General features: G+C 37.3%; 10 protein-coding genes. 6 read left to right on the forward strand and 4 right to left on the reverse strand.

Annotated elements, in window-relative coordinates:
• The first annotated feature begins 22 nt into the window (after positions 1 to 22).
• From ACXAGJ_RS20905 to galE, 6 genes are all read left to right on the forward strand, one after another.
• Entirely contained in the window at positions 23 to 1,594 is a 1,572-nt protein-coding gene (locus ACXAGJ_RS20905; RefSeq protein ID WP_474842611.1) for a RagB/SusD family nutrient uptake outer membrane protein, read from the forward strand.
• A 100-nt stretch (positions 1,595 to 1,694) separates the two neighbouring features.
• Entirely contained in the window at positions 1,695 to 5,060 is a 3,366-nt protein-coding gene (locus ACXAGJ_RS20910; RefSeq protein ID WP_474842613.1) for a VCBS repeat-containing protein, read from the forward strand.
• Positions 5,061 to 5,084: 24 nt separating this feature from the next.
• Entirely contained in the window at positions 5,085 to 6,851 is a 1,767-nt protein-coding gene (locus ACXAGJ_RS20915) for a glycoside hydrolase family 36 protein (protein ID WP_474842615.1), read from the forward strand.
• Positions 6,852 to 7,043: 192 nt separating this feature from the next.
• On the forward strand, positions 7,044 to 10,223 hold the full coding sequence (gene glpK / locus ACXAGJ_RS20920; protein ID WP_474842617.1) for a glycerol kinase GlpK: 3,180 nt from the start codon (positions 7,044 to 7,046) through the stop codon (positions 10,221 to 10,223).
• A 2-nt stretch (positions 10,224 to 10,225) separates the two neighbouring features.
• A complete protein-coding gene (locus tag ACXAGJ_RS20925) occupies positions 10,226 to 11,794 on the forward strand; it encodes a sodium:solute symporter (protein WP_474842619.1) in 1,569 nt (522 codons plus the stop codon).
• Positions 11,795 to 11,895: 101 nt separating this feature from the next.
• Positions 11,896 to 12,912, forward strand: coding sequence for a UDP-glucose 4-epimerase GalE (galE, locus tag ACXAGJ_RS20930; protein ID WP_474842621.1), 1,017 nt, complete (start codon positions 11,896 to 11,898; stop codon positions 12,910 to 12,912).
• A gap of 94 nt (positions 12,913 to 13,006) precedes the next feature.
• Here galE and ACXAGJ_RS20935 read toward each other — a convergent pair whose 3' ends face one another.
• The 4 genes from ACXAGJ_RS20935 to ACXAGJ_RS20950 form a co-directional block, all read right to left on the reverse strand.
• Positions 13,007 to 15,127, reverse strand: a complete 2,121-nt coding sequence (locus tag ACXAGJ_RS20935) for a peptidylprolyl isomerase (protein WP_474842623.1) — start codon at positions 15,125 to 15,127, stop codon at positions 13,007 to 13,009.
• 125 nt (positions 15,128 to 15,252) lie between these two features.
• On the reverse strand, positions 15,253 to 15,903 hold the full coding sequence (locus ACXAGJ_RS20940; protein ID WP_474842624.1) for a lysoplasmalogenase: 651 nt from the start codon (positions 15,901 to 15,903) through the stop codon (positions 15,253 to 15,255).
• Positions 15,904 to 15,966: 63 nt separating this feature from the next.
• Complete coding sequence (locus ACXAGJ_RS20945; RefSeq protein WP_474842626.1) at positions 15,967 to 17,235, reverse strand: hemolysin family protein; 1,269 nt, start codon at positions 17,233 to 17,235, stop codon at positions 15,967 to 15,969.
• Positions 17,236 to 17,238: 3 nt separating this feature from the next.
• Entirely contained in the window at positions 17,239 to 17,433 is a 195-nt protein-coding gene (locus ACXAGJ_RS20950; protein ID WP_073319499.1) for a hypothetical protein, read from the reverse strand.
• Positions 17,434 to 17,442 lie beyond the last annotated feature (9 nt).

The following is a 17,442-nucleotide window of genomic DNA, read 5'->3' on the forward strand; positions in this document are numbered from 1 at the left end:
CAAAACAATAAAAAAAGAGCAGATGAAAACATTTAATAAATATGGGCTTACCTCCTTGTTTACTCTTGGATTGTTCAGCTTACTAGTCATTGCATGTTCTGATGAATTATTGGATCAACAGAATAACAATGGTACTTCGCTTAGTAACTTTGGGACCTCAGCAGATCAGGTAGAGAGTGCTGTAAATGCAGCATTCCATCCGCTTACTACTGCATTTTTCTGGGGAAGAGTATTACATGTGGGTGCCTTACAAAGATCTGACGAATTTAATGTATTTCCTTTTGGTTCTAACACCGCTATGGCCGGACTTAGAGCAAACCCAGGAGATCGTTGGGCGCTAGAACCCTGGCAACAATTATACAAATCTATTGGGAGATGTAATACGATCATCCTAAATGTAAACGAAGAAGGGATTCCTGATGAAGCTACAAGAAACGGCTTATTAGGACAGGCATATTTCCTTAGAGCCTTCGACTATTGGTATTTACTAACGCTATACGGTAATATCCCATTAATTACACAAGAACCAGACCTAGACAATTTACTTGTTGAGCAGGCCGATCCAGAATTGGTATGGCAGCAGATCATAGACGACCTAACGATGGCCGAGCAAATGCTACCCGATAGTTGGGGAGGTGATAATTTAGGAAGACCTACATCTGGTGCTGCCATTGCTTTAAAAGGTAAAAGTCATCTGTTTAGAAAAGAATGGGAGCTTGCAGAAATCGAATTTAAAAAAGTAGTCAACTCAGGAATCTACAATTTACTTCCTTCTAACCGTTACGGAGAGAATTTTGGATTTACTAACGAAAATAACGAAGAGTCTATCTTCGAATTGCAATTTCAAGGGGTAGCCAGTTTTGCGTGGGGACAGGATATACCAGGAACGGGTACTCAAGCTAATTTCTTGATCGACTATGCTTCTCCAGAAGTATCTCCGGATAGAGGACACCTCATTAACCCTTGGTTAAGAGATCTGTTTGAGAACAATGGAGATGTAATAAGACGTAATGAAACCCTGGTTTATGATTATCCAGGAGCAACAGGATACGGGGGAGTCGATTATCTAACAGATTTTGCCAACGATATTGCAACCGCTACCAACGAAGGTTTGGAACCTATCTTTTCTAAAAAATATGCCGGATTGGACCTGGGTACACGAGAAGAAGTAATTGCTGTACAATTAGGGCATACTATGGAAAATAATTGGCGAATAATACGCTATTCTGATGTGTTACTAATGCTTGCTGAAGCTCTTAACGAAAATTCGAAAACCGGTGAAGCAGAAATGTACATTAACATGGTTAGAGAACGAGCCCAAATCACATTACTAAATGCGCTAAGTCAAGAAGATATGAGAAATGCAATTATTGACGAAAGAGCCATGGAGCTTGCAGGAGAAGGACATCGATTCCTGGATTTGGTACGTTGGGAATTAGCAGATGATTTTCTTGGTTCTAATTCTCTTCACGGAACTCCGCACCCTAAATCATTGGTAGGAGGATCGTTCCAATCAGGAAGAGATGAATTGATCTGGATTCCGTTAGGTGAGATCGCAACAAATCCTAATTTAAGACCCAACCCTGGATACTAAATAAAGATTAAACAGTTCTCATACTTTTCATTTACCAAGCAGAGAGTAAATCAATAATTGGGTTTGCTCTCTGCTAACTATAACCAACATTCTTTTTTTCTTGAAAAACAGTGTGCCACATATCATTTTAAGCCTAGTTTTTATCTTTTCTTGCAAAAGAAAAAACAATGACTTTCTATTTTCTTATGTTCCGAACACTCATACTCATGTAGATTTCGAAAATACTATTCTAGAAAACGATACTATAAACGTATTAGATTTTCAGTACTGCTACAATGGTGGTGGTGTGGGTATTGGAGACTTCAATAATGACAACTTACCCGATATTGTTTTTACAGGCAATCAAACCTCTAGTAAAATTTATCTCAATCAAGGAAATTTGAAATTTAAAGACATCTCCGCATCGGCAAATTTCAAGACAAACGCCTGGGTAAACGGTGTGAGTATTGTCGATATCAACGGAGATGATCTGGATGATATTTACCTTAGTGTAGGTGGTCCAGACTGCCTGAAAAAACAATGCAATAATCTATTGTTTGTAAATACAGGCATAGACGATAAAGGACGAATCACTTTTAAGGAACAAGCCAAGGTATACGGGCTTGATGATGGTCATTACAGTCAGCAAACCTTATTTTTTGATTATGATCTGGATGGAGATCTCGATGCCTATATTGTCCATAATGGCAACACGAGAAGGGATAAAAATATCCCCATACCTCAAAAATATTTCCCGAATTATCTCCAGGACATACTATTAGAGCGTCAAAGTGATCCCGAAACTGGGCAAATAGTCTACAAGAACGTTTCCAATACTATGGGAGTACTTCAAAAAGGGTTTGGCTTGGGCGTCGCCTTGGTCGACTTCAATAACGATCTACTACCCGACATTTATGTGAGTAATGATTTTATTACCAACGACCTGATGTATATCAATAAAGGGAAAAATGCATGCGGCCAACATCTAGGTTTTGAAGAAAAGCATAAAACCATTTTAGCCAAACAAACCTACAATGCCATGGGTGTTGATATTGCCGATATCAATAATGATCTACTACCTGATATCATGGTCCTGGATATGCTCCCCAAAGACTATGAGAGACAGAAGAAAATGCTTGGATCAAACAATTACGATAAGTTTCTACTCTCTTTACGAAATGAGTACACCCCGCAATATGTACATAACACCTTGCAAATTCACAATGGTATTTTGAACAATAGAGCACTCCCTGCTTCAGAAGTCTCTTTTGCTTCTGGGGTAGCAGACACCGATTGGAGTTGGGCTCCTTTGATCATGGATTACGATAATGACGGAAACAAAGATATTTACGTAACCAATGGGTATGTTAAAGATATTACTGATCTGGATTTCATCAACTATTCAGAGCAAAACAACATTTTCGGTTCTCCCCAAAGCCGTAAAGAAAAGCTTCAAAAATTTGTAGAACAACTCCCCGGGATTTACCTTCCCAATGTAATATTCCACAATAGAGATGGGCTACACTTGGACGATGTATCTGAAAGCTGGATCCCAGAAAAGAACACCTATTCTAACGGTGCGGCTTATGCAGATTTAGATTTGGATGGAGATTTGGATTTGATCGTAAATAACATCAATAGCCCAGCTTCTATCCTTGAAAATCACAGCGATCAAAAAAAACAAAATTTCATAAGAATACAGCTCAAAGGGACAACATCCAACCCCAAAGGTATTGGAGCCAAAGTAATACTCTGGGAAAACCAAAGCACTCAATTTCATTACCAATCTGTGGTAAAAGGATACTTATCTTCTGTAGAACCAATTGTACATTTTGGTCTAAAAACCAACAAAGTCGATTCCATACAAATTGTCTGGCCCGATGGGAAGATCAACAGATATAGAACGCTTGCTGCTAATCAAACGATAACTGCAGAATATGTCAATTTTCAATCTGAAATTAAACAAAAAAACAGTTCTCCGTTATTTGAGCTAAACGCTCAAAAACTTGCTTTTAAACATATAGAAAATACTTTTAACGACTATCTACAGCAGCCCCTGCTTACACATCAATTCAATACTAATGGACCTTGTATTGCAAACGCTGATTTGGACAACAATCCGGGTGACGAACTGTTTATCGGAGGTAGCAAAGGACATCCTGGGCAATTATTTTCAGAAAACAAAGAGGGTTCCTATATATCTCTTCAACAATTTGATGCCAAATACGAAGATACTGCTGTGCTATTTGTAGATATCAATAATGACGGAGAAAAGGATCTATACATCGGCAGTGGTGGAACAGATGCTATCGGAGACAATGCCTTGTTGTCTGATAGGATATATTTCAATACAGGAAACGGGAATTTCTCTGAAGCCACTGTTTTAGAAAAAGTTGTCACCAACACCTCCTGTCTTGCCGCAACCGATGTTAACGAGGATGGATATATCGATATTTTTGTTGGTGGTGGTGTTCGTTTTGGTCAATATCCATTGGCTACACCGAGTTATTTGATATTTAATCAAAATGGGGAGTTATCTGAAAGCAAGAAAATCACTTTTCAAGATTTAGGTATAGTAACTGATGCTACCTGGGCTAACATTGATAATACAAAAGAAAAAGAACTTATTGTAGCCGGACAATGGATACCTATTAAAATATTTTCCATTCAAAAAGAACAAGTACGAGAAGTCCCAATACAATGGACCACTGCCGATGGAAGTCCTTTACAAATATCTGGGTGGTGGAACTGTATTCGTACTGCAGACATCGACAATGATGGGGATCTGGATATCATTGCTGGTAATCAAGGAATAAATGGGTTTATAAAACCATTCCATCAACAACCTGTATACGTATATAAAAAGGACCATGATGGTAACGGAAGTATTGATCCTATTTTGGCACAGTATTTTGGAAATGAAGGAGAGCAATCTCTAAAACCTGTGCATACCAGAGATGACGTAATGAAACAATTAGTTACCTTGAAAAAGAAATATCCGAGTTATGAGGAGTTTTCTAAAGCTACGTTTCAGGAATTACTTACGATTAAAGATCTGAAAAATGAAACTTTAAACGCTCATACTTTTGAATCCATCTATGCGGAAAACATAGGGAATCACACTTTTGTAATTCACGCATTACCAAAAATATGTCAGCTCTCTCCTATCAATGATATCCTGATAGAGGATATCAATCGGGATGGATATAAAGATGTACTTTTGGTTGGGAATAATTACTCCTCTGAAACTACTTACGGAAGACAAGATGCATTAATAGGGATATTTCTGAGGGGAACAGAAAAGGGATGGATTACAGAAGAGACAAGAGACAGTGGTTTTTTTGTACCAAAACAATCAAACCACATTATTAGCGCCACAGATAGATCAGGGAAAAAACTTGTATTAGCCACTCAAAATAATGATAGTATTCGGGTATTTACCGTAAACCCAAAACCAGATAGGCCTAGGATTTTACACAATTTGTAATTAGGCTTCAAATAATATAACCGTATGAATAAAACCATTGCTCATAACATAGAAATACTAAAGGAGACTGACAATTTTGAAGTGAGTATCACTCCACTTCATGAGCATGATGGAGTAATGACTTACGAAATTAGTCTGAATTCTGAAACAGCATTTCGGCCACAACCCATCACGATAAAATGGAAAATCCCAGCCATCAATGTCAAAGGGGTCTGGAAGCCTACCACCGATTTTGCAAAACGAATCATGGATGATTGGGAATTAACACATATGGAATCCAGAATTTCATTAGATGCGCCAGTTATTTCCCTATTTGGTCACGATGACCAAAACGTAATTACATTTGCTTGTTCTGATACCATTAATGCCAAAGAACTAAATGCATTATACCGAGAAGAGGATAACCATATTTATTGTCATATTACTTTTTTTACCGAAAGACATCACACCATATCCTCCTATAGTGCACAACTGAGAATAGATCAACACCCAAAACATTTCTCTACTGCTTTGGAGGAAGTATCCCAATGGTGGAGTTCTTTTGAAAATATGACCCCCACTCATGTGCCTGATTTGGCTAAAGTACCCGTATATTCTACCTGGTATCAATTTCATCAAAAACTAGACACCACAAAACTGGTATCAGAGTGTAAACTGGCTGCATCGCTGGGGTACGAACTCATTATTTTGGATGATGGTTGGCAAACCAATGATGAGAACAGAGGATATGATTACACAGGGGATTGGTTCCCGGAAAGAATTCCTGATATCGCTCAATTCGTAGAAGAAATTCATCAAACTGGGATGAAATTAGCGTTGTGGTACTCCGTTCCTTTTTGTGGTAAAAAATCAAAAGCATATCAAAAATTTAAAGGTAAATTTCTAACAGAAGAACATCGATGGGCTCCAGTCTTAGACCCAAGATATCCGGAAGTACGATCTTATCTGATTAGTCTTTATGTAAACGCATTAAAAGACTGGAATATCGATGGTTTCAAACTTGATTTTATTGACGAATTCAAAGTATATCCAGAAACCGTTCTTAATCGCGATAATGAGCGAGATTATTCTTCAGTAAATGAAGCGGTAGACCGATTAATGACCGACGTTATCAACTCTTTACACGAAATCAAACCAGATGTAGTGATCGAGTTTCGACAAAAATATACCGGACCTGCTATGCGTAAATACGGAAATATGTTTAGAGCCTTTGATTGTCCAGGAGATTCTGCAATGAACCGTGTGAGAATAACAGACATAAAAATGTTATGCGGAGAAACTGTTGTACATAGTGATATGTTTACCTATCATTCCGACGAACCTGTTGAATTAAAAGCTCTACAATTAGTGAATGCACTTTTTGGTGTTCCTCAACTTTCTATTTTGCTCGAAAACGCTTCTGAAGAGGAATTGGCTATGATTTATTTCTATACCCATTACTGGAAAAAAAATGCATCAATTTTCCTTGATGGTGATTTTGAACCCTATAAACCTTTGGCCAACTACCCTATTTTAAAATCTACCAAAGGAGCAACTACTATTATTGGCGTATATGATGATCATATTATTGATCTAAAAAAACCAACAGACAATATCGATATCATCAATGGGAAACTAAAAAATCAAGTTGTAATTAGCAGTAAAGAAAATCACGGCGCATACCATTGTATCGTTTATGACTGTACCGGAAAAAAAATAAAAGAATCTAATATCATGCTTTTGATCGGAGTAGTACAAATTCAGGTTCCAGCTTGCGGACTTATTCGACTTAAAAAAAGTAAAACCTCTTAAAAATTTCCAGAAAAATAAGATTTGAATGAAAGCAAATACCAAAACAAAGAATACAAACGATTACATTCCATTAAACTTGAATTTATCTTTTCTATTGACTTAATAATTCAGATATTTATGAGTAACAGGGGGTTACAAATCTCTTTTTAACAATCAGAAAACCCCGCTTCACACATCAAAAAAACAGTATCAATGGATAAAAAATATATTGTAGCATTTGATCAGGGCACCACAAGCACCAGAGCTATTATTTTTGATCATCAAGGGACCATCTGTGGAATTTCACAAAAAGAACTCACTCAATATTACCCCCAACCGGGATGGGTAGAGCATGATCCTATGGAGATTTTTTTGCATCAAAAAGAGGTTTTTGAAGATGTGCTACAAACTTCTAATATCTCGGTAGAAGAAATTGCAGCTATAGGTATTACCAATCAACGCGAAACAACAGTGGTTTGGGATAAAAAAACAGGAGAACCAATCCACAAAGCTATCGTTTGGCTGGATAAAAGAACGGTTAAAATATGTGAAGCTTTAAAAGCCAAAAATTTAAGCCCCTATGTATCCAAGAATACAGGCTTGGTCATTGATTCTTACTTTTCTGGCACCAAATTGAAATGGATTCTGGATCATGTAGAAGGAGCAAGAGAAAAAGCAGATCGTGGTGATTTATTATTTGGAACCATCGACACCTGGCTTATTTGGAAATTTACTGAAGGAAAAATCCACGCTACAGATCATTCTAATGCTTCTCGTACCATGCTTTATAACATTATTAATTTAGAATGGGATGAAAAACTTTTACAAGCATTAGATATTCCGAAAAGCGTACTTCCAAAAGTGCAGTACTCTTCTTCTGATTTTGGTAGCATTGTACACAAAGGTCAAGAACTTCCTATTTATGGTGTAGCAGGAGATCAACAAGCTTCTCTGTTTGGTCAAGGAGGATACAAATCAGGAATCGCAAAAAACACCTACGGGACCGGATGTTTTATGCTATTGAATACTGGAAAAAAGCCATACGAATCCAAGAATGGACTGCTAACTACCTTATGTAGCAGTATTCCAGAAGATAATATCAAATATGCATTAGAAGGAAGTATTTTTGTTGGCGGAGCCTCTATTCAGTGGCTCAGAGACAAACTTCAAATCATAGACAAAGCTTCAGAAACCGAAGAAATCTGTATGTCTACCACATCGTCAGAAGATTTATATGTTGTTCCCGCCTTTGCTGGGTTAGGCGCTCCCTATTGGGATATGGATGCCAAGGGAGCTATTTATGGACTTACCTTAGATTCTGGTAAGAACGAAATCATTAAAGCCACTGTTGAAGCTTTAGCTTATCAAACAAGGGATGTCTTGGAAGCAATGATAGAAGATAGTGGCAAACAGATGAAGGAGCTAAAGGTAGATGGTGGCGCTTCAGCAAACAATTACTTGATGCAATTTCAAGCCGACATTCTTAATGTAGATGTTGATCGCCCCAAAATGCTGGAAGTAACTGCTCTTGGAGCAGCCTTCCTGGCTGGGATAAAAGCGGGGATCTGGAGCAAAAAGGATATCGCTAAGATACGTGACGTAGATCAGGTTTTTACTCCGCAAATCACCGAACATCAGCGTAACAGAAAATACACAGGTTGGAAACAAGCGGTAGAACGCACCAAAACTGTAAACACCAACATGCTATCCGTAAAAGAAGATGCTCCTATTCGCTTTTCGGTATTGGATCGTAAAACACAGATACTGAAAGCACAAAAAGAAAAACACGATCTGGTGATTATTGGTGGAGGCGTAACCGGAGCAGGCATCGCCCTGGATGCAGCATCGAGAGGATTAAAAGTATGTTTGGTAGAAAAAAATGATTTTGCTTCTGGTACCAGTAACAAATCAACAAAACTTGTTCATGGTGGACTTCGATATCTAAAGCAAATGGAAATAGGCCTCGTCAAAGAATCCGGAACCGAAAGGGCCACAGTGCACAAACTGGCTCCGCACCTTGTAGTTCCCGAGAAAATGCTACTCCCACTTGTGGAAGGTGGCACCTATGGAAAAGTTATGGCTTCTATTGGGTTAAAGGTATACGATTTTTTGGCCAATGTTGAAGGTGATGATAAACGTCAAATGCTAAATGCCGAAGAAACCAAAACCAAAGAACCATTACTTAATGACGAAGGGCTTACAGGTGGAGGATATTATGCAGAATACAGAACAGACGACGCCCGATTGACTATTGAACTTCTTAAAAAAGCAGCCACGTATGGTGCCAACAGCATTAATTATTGTGAAATGGTATCCTTCAATTACAGCGAAGAAGGAAAAATCCAAAGTGTACAATGCTTGGATCATAATACGCAAGAGGAATTTGTGATCAAATCCAGAAACTTTGTTTCTGCTGCAGGACCTTGGGTAGATCTTTTAAGAACAAAGGATCAATCCATGAATAACAAACACTTGCATCTTACAAAAGGGGTACATCTTGTATTTTCCAGAGAACGTTTTCCACTCACTCAATCCGTCTACTTTGATGTCCCCGATGGAAGAATGATATTTGCCATTCCCAGAGGAAGAACAACCTACGTTGGCACTACAGATACTAATTACAGCGCAAATCTGAATCGAGTTGTCGCTACAGAATCTGATGCCTCCTATCTACTGGAAGCTGTAAATCATATGTTTCCATCATTACAATTAAAACAAGAAGATATCGAATCTAATTGGGCTGGACTTCGACCTTTGATTCACGAAGATGGAAAAGACCCTTCAGAATTATCCCGAAAGGACGAAATCTTTCACTCTGACACAGGACTAATATCTATTGCTGGAGGAAAACTTACAGGATATAGAAAAATGTCGCAACGCGTTATTGATGTGGTGTTAAAAACTATGAGTTCGAAGAGAAGAGAGCAATTTTCGAGATCGCATACGGATAAGATTCCGCTTACCAGTGACCCTCTTCATGACAATAACGAAGTACAAAAGTATTTAGAACAAATTGAGCTAGAGTTAAAAGAATTGAAGGTTAATGATCCTTATTATGGGCAATACCTGGTATCCAATTATGGAAAACAATCTGATATTATTATCGGTAAGGCGAGTTATTTTTTGAATGATGCGATCGAAGAGCAATTGATTAGAGCAGAGTTATGGTATTGCATACACCATGAAATGACGAATGGACTATCGGATTTCTTTGTAAGAAGAACTGGCAGGCTTTATTTTGACATCCATAGTGTGCACCAATATCGATCTATTGTCGAAGAAGATTTGGTAAAATACCTGGGTTGGGACGAAGATAGATTGCAATCCGAAAATCAATATTTAGACATGCTGTTACGAGATGCAGCCACCTACTATAAACACGAAATCAACTAATCATGGGGAATGAAATTAGCACTATAGATATCACGGTAATTGTTATTTACTTTATCGCAGTGATGCTCATTGGTCTTTACGTAGCAAGAAGCACCAAAACTGGCGAAGATCTTTTTCTTGGCGGAAGATCTTTTGGGTGGGGACTCATTGGATTATCACTATTTGCATCAAACATCTCTACCTCTACCATCATCGGATTATCTGGAGCGGCATATAGCTCGGGTATTGTACAGTCTGTATACGAATGGATGACAGGTATACCGCTTATTATAGCTGCACTAATCTTTATCCCGCTATATCTAAAATCCAAAATCACCACCATTCCCGAGTTTTTAGAACTACGTTTTGACAATCGATCCAGAACATTTTTTTCTGCGATCACCATATTCACCAGTATTGTTGTAGATACTGCAGGAGGATTGTACGCCGGATCTATTGTATTACAAGCATTTTTTCCAGAATTAGTGATTTGGCAAACTTGTTTAATTCTGGCTTTGGTTGCTGGTCTATATACCGCTTTTGGAGGTCTAAAAGCCGTAGTATACACAGATGCCATACAAGCAATTATATTGATTATAGGATGCTCTGTCTTATCCTATATGCTATTCGAAAAACTAGACTTCTCCTGGAGTAATGTGGTTTCCAACGCTCCAGAAGGGCATTTATCGATTATTCGCCCGGCAGACGATGAATCTTTACCTTGGCCTGGTTTAATAATGGCAGTTCCGATTTTAGGTTTCTGGTACTGGACTACTAACCAATATATCGTACAACGAGTACTGGGTGCCAAAAACATACAGCATGCGCGTTGGGGTGTTATACTAGCTAGTTTCCTCAAAATTGTACCACTTTTTATTATGGTAATCCCGGGAGCAATGGCCATTGGATTATTTCCGGGTCTAGAAAATCCAGATCAGGTATTCCCGACTACGGTAATGAAAGTATTGCCTGTGGGTCTTGTAGGTTTGGTATTGGCCGGATTGATCTCTGCTATTATGTCTAGTGTAGATTCTACATTAAACTCTGCTTCGACACTGGTAGTAATCGATTTCATAAAGACCAGAAAGAAAGATATTACAGAAAAACAAGTGCTCAACTATGGTAGAATAACTACTGTGGTCCTTATGATTATTGCTGCAGTGTGGGCACCTTTGATCGCAAATTTTGGTGGTATTTGGGCATATCTACAACAAATGTTTTCAATCATTGTGCCTCCTATTGCTGTTCTTTTTTTGGTAGGCGTTTTTTACAAAAGAGGAAATGGTACGGGGGCATTTTGGACTTTAATTTTAGGGACTTTGGGTGGTGTAATTTTGTTTGTTCTGGGACAAAAAGATATTTGGACACTTCACTATACCTATAATGTAGGAATCATGGTAGTTATAAGTAGTATATTATTTATAGTTATTAGCCAGTTTTCGTCACCTCCGGAAGCGCAAAAGATCCAGTTATACACCTTCAACAAAGAACTATTGAAAACAGAAAAAGAAGTTTCCTGGTATCTGGATTACAGGTATCACATTGTCATCTTATTGGCGGCAATAGGTTTCTTAATGATTAAATTTTGGTAAAACGATCATTCTTTGGGAGTAATACTTTTTGATTCTTTTTCAAATGTATAAATTTGTCAACCCCCTTTATAAAAAGAGAATCTTAATTAATTTAAAAGAATATGAAAATTTTAGTTACAGGAGGATTAGGTTTTATAGGTTCTCATACTGTAGTAGAATTGCAAAATGAAGGGTTTGAAGTTGTTATCATTGACAATTGTTCTAATTCATCTCCTGATGTTTTGGACAGAATTACCAGAATTACCGGAAAAAAACCCGTTTTTGAAGAATTTGACCTTAGAGAAAAAGATAAGGTTCAAGATTTCTTCAATCGCCATCAGGATATCCAGGGTGTCATCCATTTTGCAGCTTCCAAAGCAGTTGGAGAAAGCGTAGAAAACCCATTGTTATACTATGAAAACAATCTTTCTACTTTGGTCTATCTTTTACAGGAGCTTACCGCAAAAGCCTCTTCGAATTTTATTTTTAGTTCTTCTTGTACCGTTTATGGCCAGGCAGAAGAGTTACCGATAACAGAGAATGCTCCGGTAAAAACCGCAGAATCTCCATACGGAAACACAAAACAAATAGGCGAAGAGATCATTAGGGATACTTGCAAAGTAAACACCTCTTTAAAAGCCATTTCTCTTCGATATTTCAACCCTATTGGTGCGCATCTATCTGCAGAGATTGGAGAATTACCTATTGGTGTACCTCAAAATTTGGTACCATATATTACTCAAACCGCAATAGGGCTAAGAGAACAACTCTCAGTTTTTGGAGACGATTATCCTACACAAGATGGCACATGTATCAGAGATTACATTCATGTAGTGGATTTGGCAAAAGCACATGTTGTGGCCTTACAGCGCTTGATTAATAGCAAAAACGAATCGAATTACGAAGTTTTTAATGTGGGCACAGGAACTGGCAGTAGCGTGTTAGAAGTTATTCAATCCTTCGAAAAGGTTTCGGGGCAAAAGTTAAATTATAAAATTGTTGATCGAAGAGAAGGAGATATTACAGCTGCTTATGCAGATACTACAAAGGCTAATAACATTCTCGGCTGGAAAGCACAGAGTAGTCTTGACGATTCATTAGGTTCTGCATGGAAATGGGAACAAAAAGTGAGAAGTTAATCGGGATTATATCGACTTTAATTAATTCAAATACATAAAAAAAACCTGAGTAAATACTCAGGTTTTTTTTATGCTTTATTTTGTTCTCTATCTACTAGTAGAACTTAGCTCTTTTATCTTCAATTTCCGCGGCTTCTTTAAGCGCATCAAATACGGAGGCATTAACCAATCCTGCACTTGATTTTGAAGCTTGAGAAGCATAGCTCATATATGTATCTAATCCACTCGCTGGCTCTTTCTTAGTCACTTCGATTACATATACTCCATTATTCCCAACAATTGGCTTAGATACCGCTCCTTGGTCTAATGCAAATGCTGTTCCTACTACTACAGGCTCAGTACCAGCTCCTCCAATGGTAGGAGTTTTCATAGTTAAAGCAGCAGCAGTTTTTACAGTCTGTCCTTGTGAACTAGCAATAGCATCCAAAGAACTACCAGAAATTTTATTCTTAAGCATTTCTGCTTTCTTTTCCTTTATTAATATTGGCTTTACTGTTGGGCTAGCGTCTGCAACAGTCATCGTTCCTTTATCTGCTTTTGCAGTTAATTGAACTACCGCATATCCATCAGGAATATCAAAACGCTTGATATCACCTACCTTAGACTCTTCGTTAAACGCCCATTGAACGATAGCTCTTTTGGCACCTAAACCAGGGATGTTTTCATCAAGTTCTTTAATCTTATTTACAGGACGCACTGCCAATTCATTTTCTTTAGAAACTTCTTCAAAATCCTTGTCTCTTGCAGCAATTTGAAACTTGGTAGTTTCGGTAAAAATCGCATTGATTGTTTTTTCGCTAGGCTCTACCTTTTGAGCAACTGTAGCAACTTTTACAGTTTTTTGTGGATTTTTCTGATCATCAATTCTAATGATGTGGTATCCAAACTGAGTCTCAACGATACCTTGATCTCCTACAGCATTATCAAAGCAATAATCATTGAAAGATGGCACCATAGTTCCTGGCACAAAATATCCTAAATCTCCTCCTTTATCTTTATTCGAGTTATCTGCAGAATATTGAGCTGCCAATTCCGTAAACTTATCTGCATTACCTTTTACCACATTGGCAATACTATCGGCTAACGCTTTTGCCTCTTCTTTGGTACGCTTTACTTCTCCAGCTGTACGAAGACCTTCCCAAGCCACTAAAATATGACTTGCTTGTACAGAATCTGGCATTTGCTTCTGTGCTATTACCTTGGATACTTTAAAGAAGTCTCCATCTTTATACGGTCCATATACTTGTCCGATCTCTAAGTTGTAGATTGTATCTGCTACAGCAGCAGGAAGATTCTTTTTAAACTTGAAGCTATCATCAAACTTCAATACCGAATACTGATTTACAAATTCTTCTGCATTCTCTGCATTTCTAAATCCAGGAACCGTATCTGTCTTTTTTGTATTTTCGTTAAATTCTGCTCTATCATCCAACAATAAAGCAACTCTTTCCTTTATTTCATTTTCGTCTTCTTCACTTGGCTTTTCGTTGAAGATTACATAACGAATACTTCGAGAAGCTTCTGCTTCATACTGATCTACATTCTTATTGATATATTCTTTGATCTCAGCATCTGACACCTGAACATCTGCATCCTGAATACCAGAATATGGAAGCTGAACGTATTTGATATCTACTTTGTCATTTTCCATTTTATAAGAAAGCTCTCCTTCTTTTAAGGTAGCTCCTACTCCTGCCTTAATCATATTAAGATAGGTCTCTTCCCTAGCTCCTTTACTCACTGATGCTTCATAGTCTAACCACTGCTGATATGCTTGAGGTGATGTTGCTTTTACATTAGCAACATATTCTTGCATTTTTAATTTATCAAAAACACCAGCTTCGTTCTGAAAAGTAGGATTGTTTGCCAATCCTTCTGCCAATAATTCATTTACCTGATCTTTTCCAACTTGGATGCCAAGTTCATCAAATTGCTCTTCAAAAACAGCTTCACGAATTTGTTGATTCCAAACATAATTCACAGCTTGAATGCTTGAAGATCCTCCTCCAAAACCTCTAGAAGCAGCCTCTACTTTTCTAGCAAAGTCAGTTCTATCAATATCTTTTCCATTTATTGTAGCGATAGTGTTCTCAGCATTTTGAGAGATAGCTCCTCCATTACGTATCAAATCAGCAAGCACGAAAGAAAAAAGTGCTAGTGCGATTATAACGATCAAAAAAACTGAGCGCTGTCTAATTTTATTTAAAACTGCCATGTTACGTGTAATTTATTCAAATATAGTGGGCGAAAATACCATTTTATTAGAATAATACCAATTAAAACACTAAAGTCTTACGAAGTTTTTTTTCCTAAAATTTGGATCCCTTAATTAAAGCATTTTTATCCCTTGTTTTTTTCAGAATATAAGGGTGGATTTTGATAGATAATTCCATACACAATTAAGAGCTGAGCCAGCGCATAGGTGCTCATAATCCATATGTGACTATAGGCCAAAGAGGCATAAAACATGTTTACCGCCAATAGACTATCTGAAAGCACAAAAACCAAGGCTCCCATAAGTACAAATAGATAACTTTTCTTACCCACCTCTTGAGACCTAAAATATGAAGTATTTACCATCCCCAAAATAACAATCATGTATACAATTACAGGAATCAACATGGCTTTTAAATTGGGATATAAAAGAAAAAACAATCCGAATCCATATGCTGCTGTTAAAATAGGGAAGAACTTATTCTTTTGTCCAAAAGCTTTATCTTTCAAAAACAACAAAATATAACAGATGTGAGCCAATAAAAACATAGCCAACCCAAACATGAAAAATAATTGCCCGTGAAACAACAGAAAAACATCCCCTGCCAGAGAAAAAACAAGCGCCACAAATAAATAACTAAATCTAAAAAAAGGGATTGTGGTCTTGCGAAGTATAAGGAAAACAAGTAACGAGCAAACAATAGCTGGCTTGGTCACATATCTAACTTCAGGATTTGAAAACAGGTACACAAGAATAAGATCGCACAGTACTATCATTGCATACAATGCAGCAAAAAAATTAGCACTATTATTTTGCGTTTGGAGTAAGGTCAAAACAAATCAATCCTCTTCAATAACGGTTAGCTCTACGATTTCTATTTTGGTATTTGATGTATCCACAACACTAATCTTAAAGGAATCGATCAATACCTCATCATCCTTTTCAGGAATTTCTTCGGTGTGATTAACGATCATACCTCCTAACGTCTCGTAATTCTCGCTTTCAGGTAAATTAAGTTTATAGGTTTCGTTCAGGTAATCTACTTCTAATCTTGCAGAAAAACGATATCGAGATTTGTCCAGTTGTTCTTCTATAAGCGCTAACGAATCATGCTCATCTTCAATTTCTCCAAAAAGCTCTTCAACAATATCTTCTACCGTAATAATCCCACTGGTACCCCCATACTCATCTATTACCACAGCAATACTTTTATGCTTTTTGGTCAATAGATTAAGCACATCCTTTACAAACATGGTTTCAGGAACAAAAATTACAGGTAACAATATGGAACGTAAGGATTTTGGTTTTTTGAACAGTTCGAAAGAATGCACATACCCTATAATATCATCTACAGTACCATTGTAAATAATAATCTTGGAGAGACCTGTATCAATAAACAATTGACTTACTTCTTCTATAGATTGCGATTTTTCTACCGCCACAATTTCTGTTCTGGGCACCATCACTTCTCTGGATTTTACGTCTGAAAAATCCAGTGCATTCTGAAAGATCTGAATTTCACTATCGATCTTATCATGTTCTTCTACGGTTTCCATCTGTTCATTGATGTAATCTCCTAATTCTGTCTTACTGAAAGCCAATTGCACCTGGTCCCCATCTGTTTTAAAAAATCGTTTCAATACTACATCTGAAACCCAGATCACAAACCATGAAATTGGAGAAAAAAATAGATAAAAAACATACGCTGGCAACGAAAATATCTTGAGCAATTTATTGGCATAAATTTGAAAAAAAACTTTTGGCAAAAATTCTGCAGTAAGCAAAATAATCAATGTAGAAACCGCAGTTTGCACCAAAAGACTAACACTACCGGCCATATTGGGATAATACCCCTCGATATAGTGCATAAGCACATCTCCCATATAAAAACCATATACTACCAATGCGATATTATTTCCAACCAACATGGTGGCAATAAATTTGGATGGTTTTTTGGTTAAACGAGTAAGTAGTACAGACAGGAATCCCGCTTGTTTCTTTTCAATTTCAATATGAATTTTATTCGAGGAGACATAGGCAATTTCCATTCCTGAAAAAAAAGCCGAGAGAATTAAAGAAATGACAATAACAACAACATGTAATTCCATGAATTATTCTTTGTTATTGGCCTCAAATCGCTTACCAAAGTTTCTTTTAAAGAAGAACATAAAAACGGCGATTACGGCAAAAAAGAGGTACATCATGCTTTTGCCTCCTTCTTGGCCCCACTCTAAATACGCTTCATAAATAAAAAAGCATGCTATAGCTAGATAAGCATACTGAAAAAACTTAAATACTTTCATCATAACAATGGA

The sequence above is a fragment of the Aquimarina sp. AWH4_224 genome (assembly GCF_056160245.1).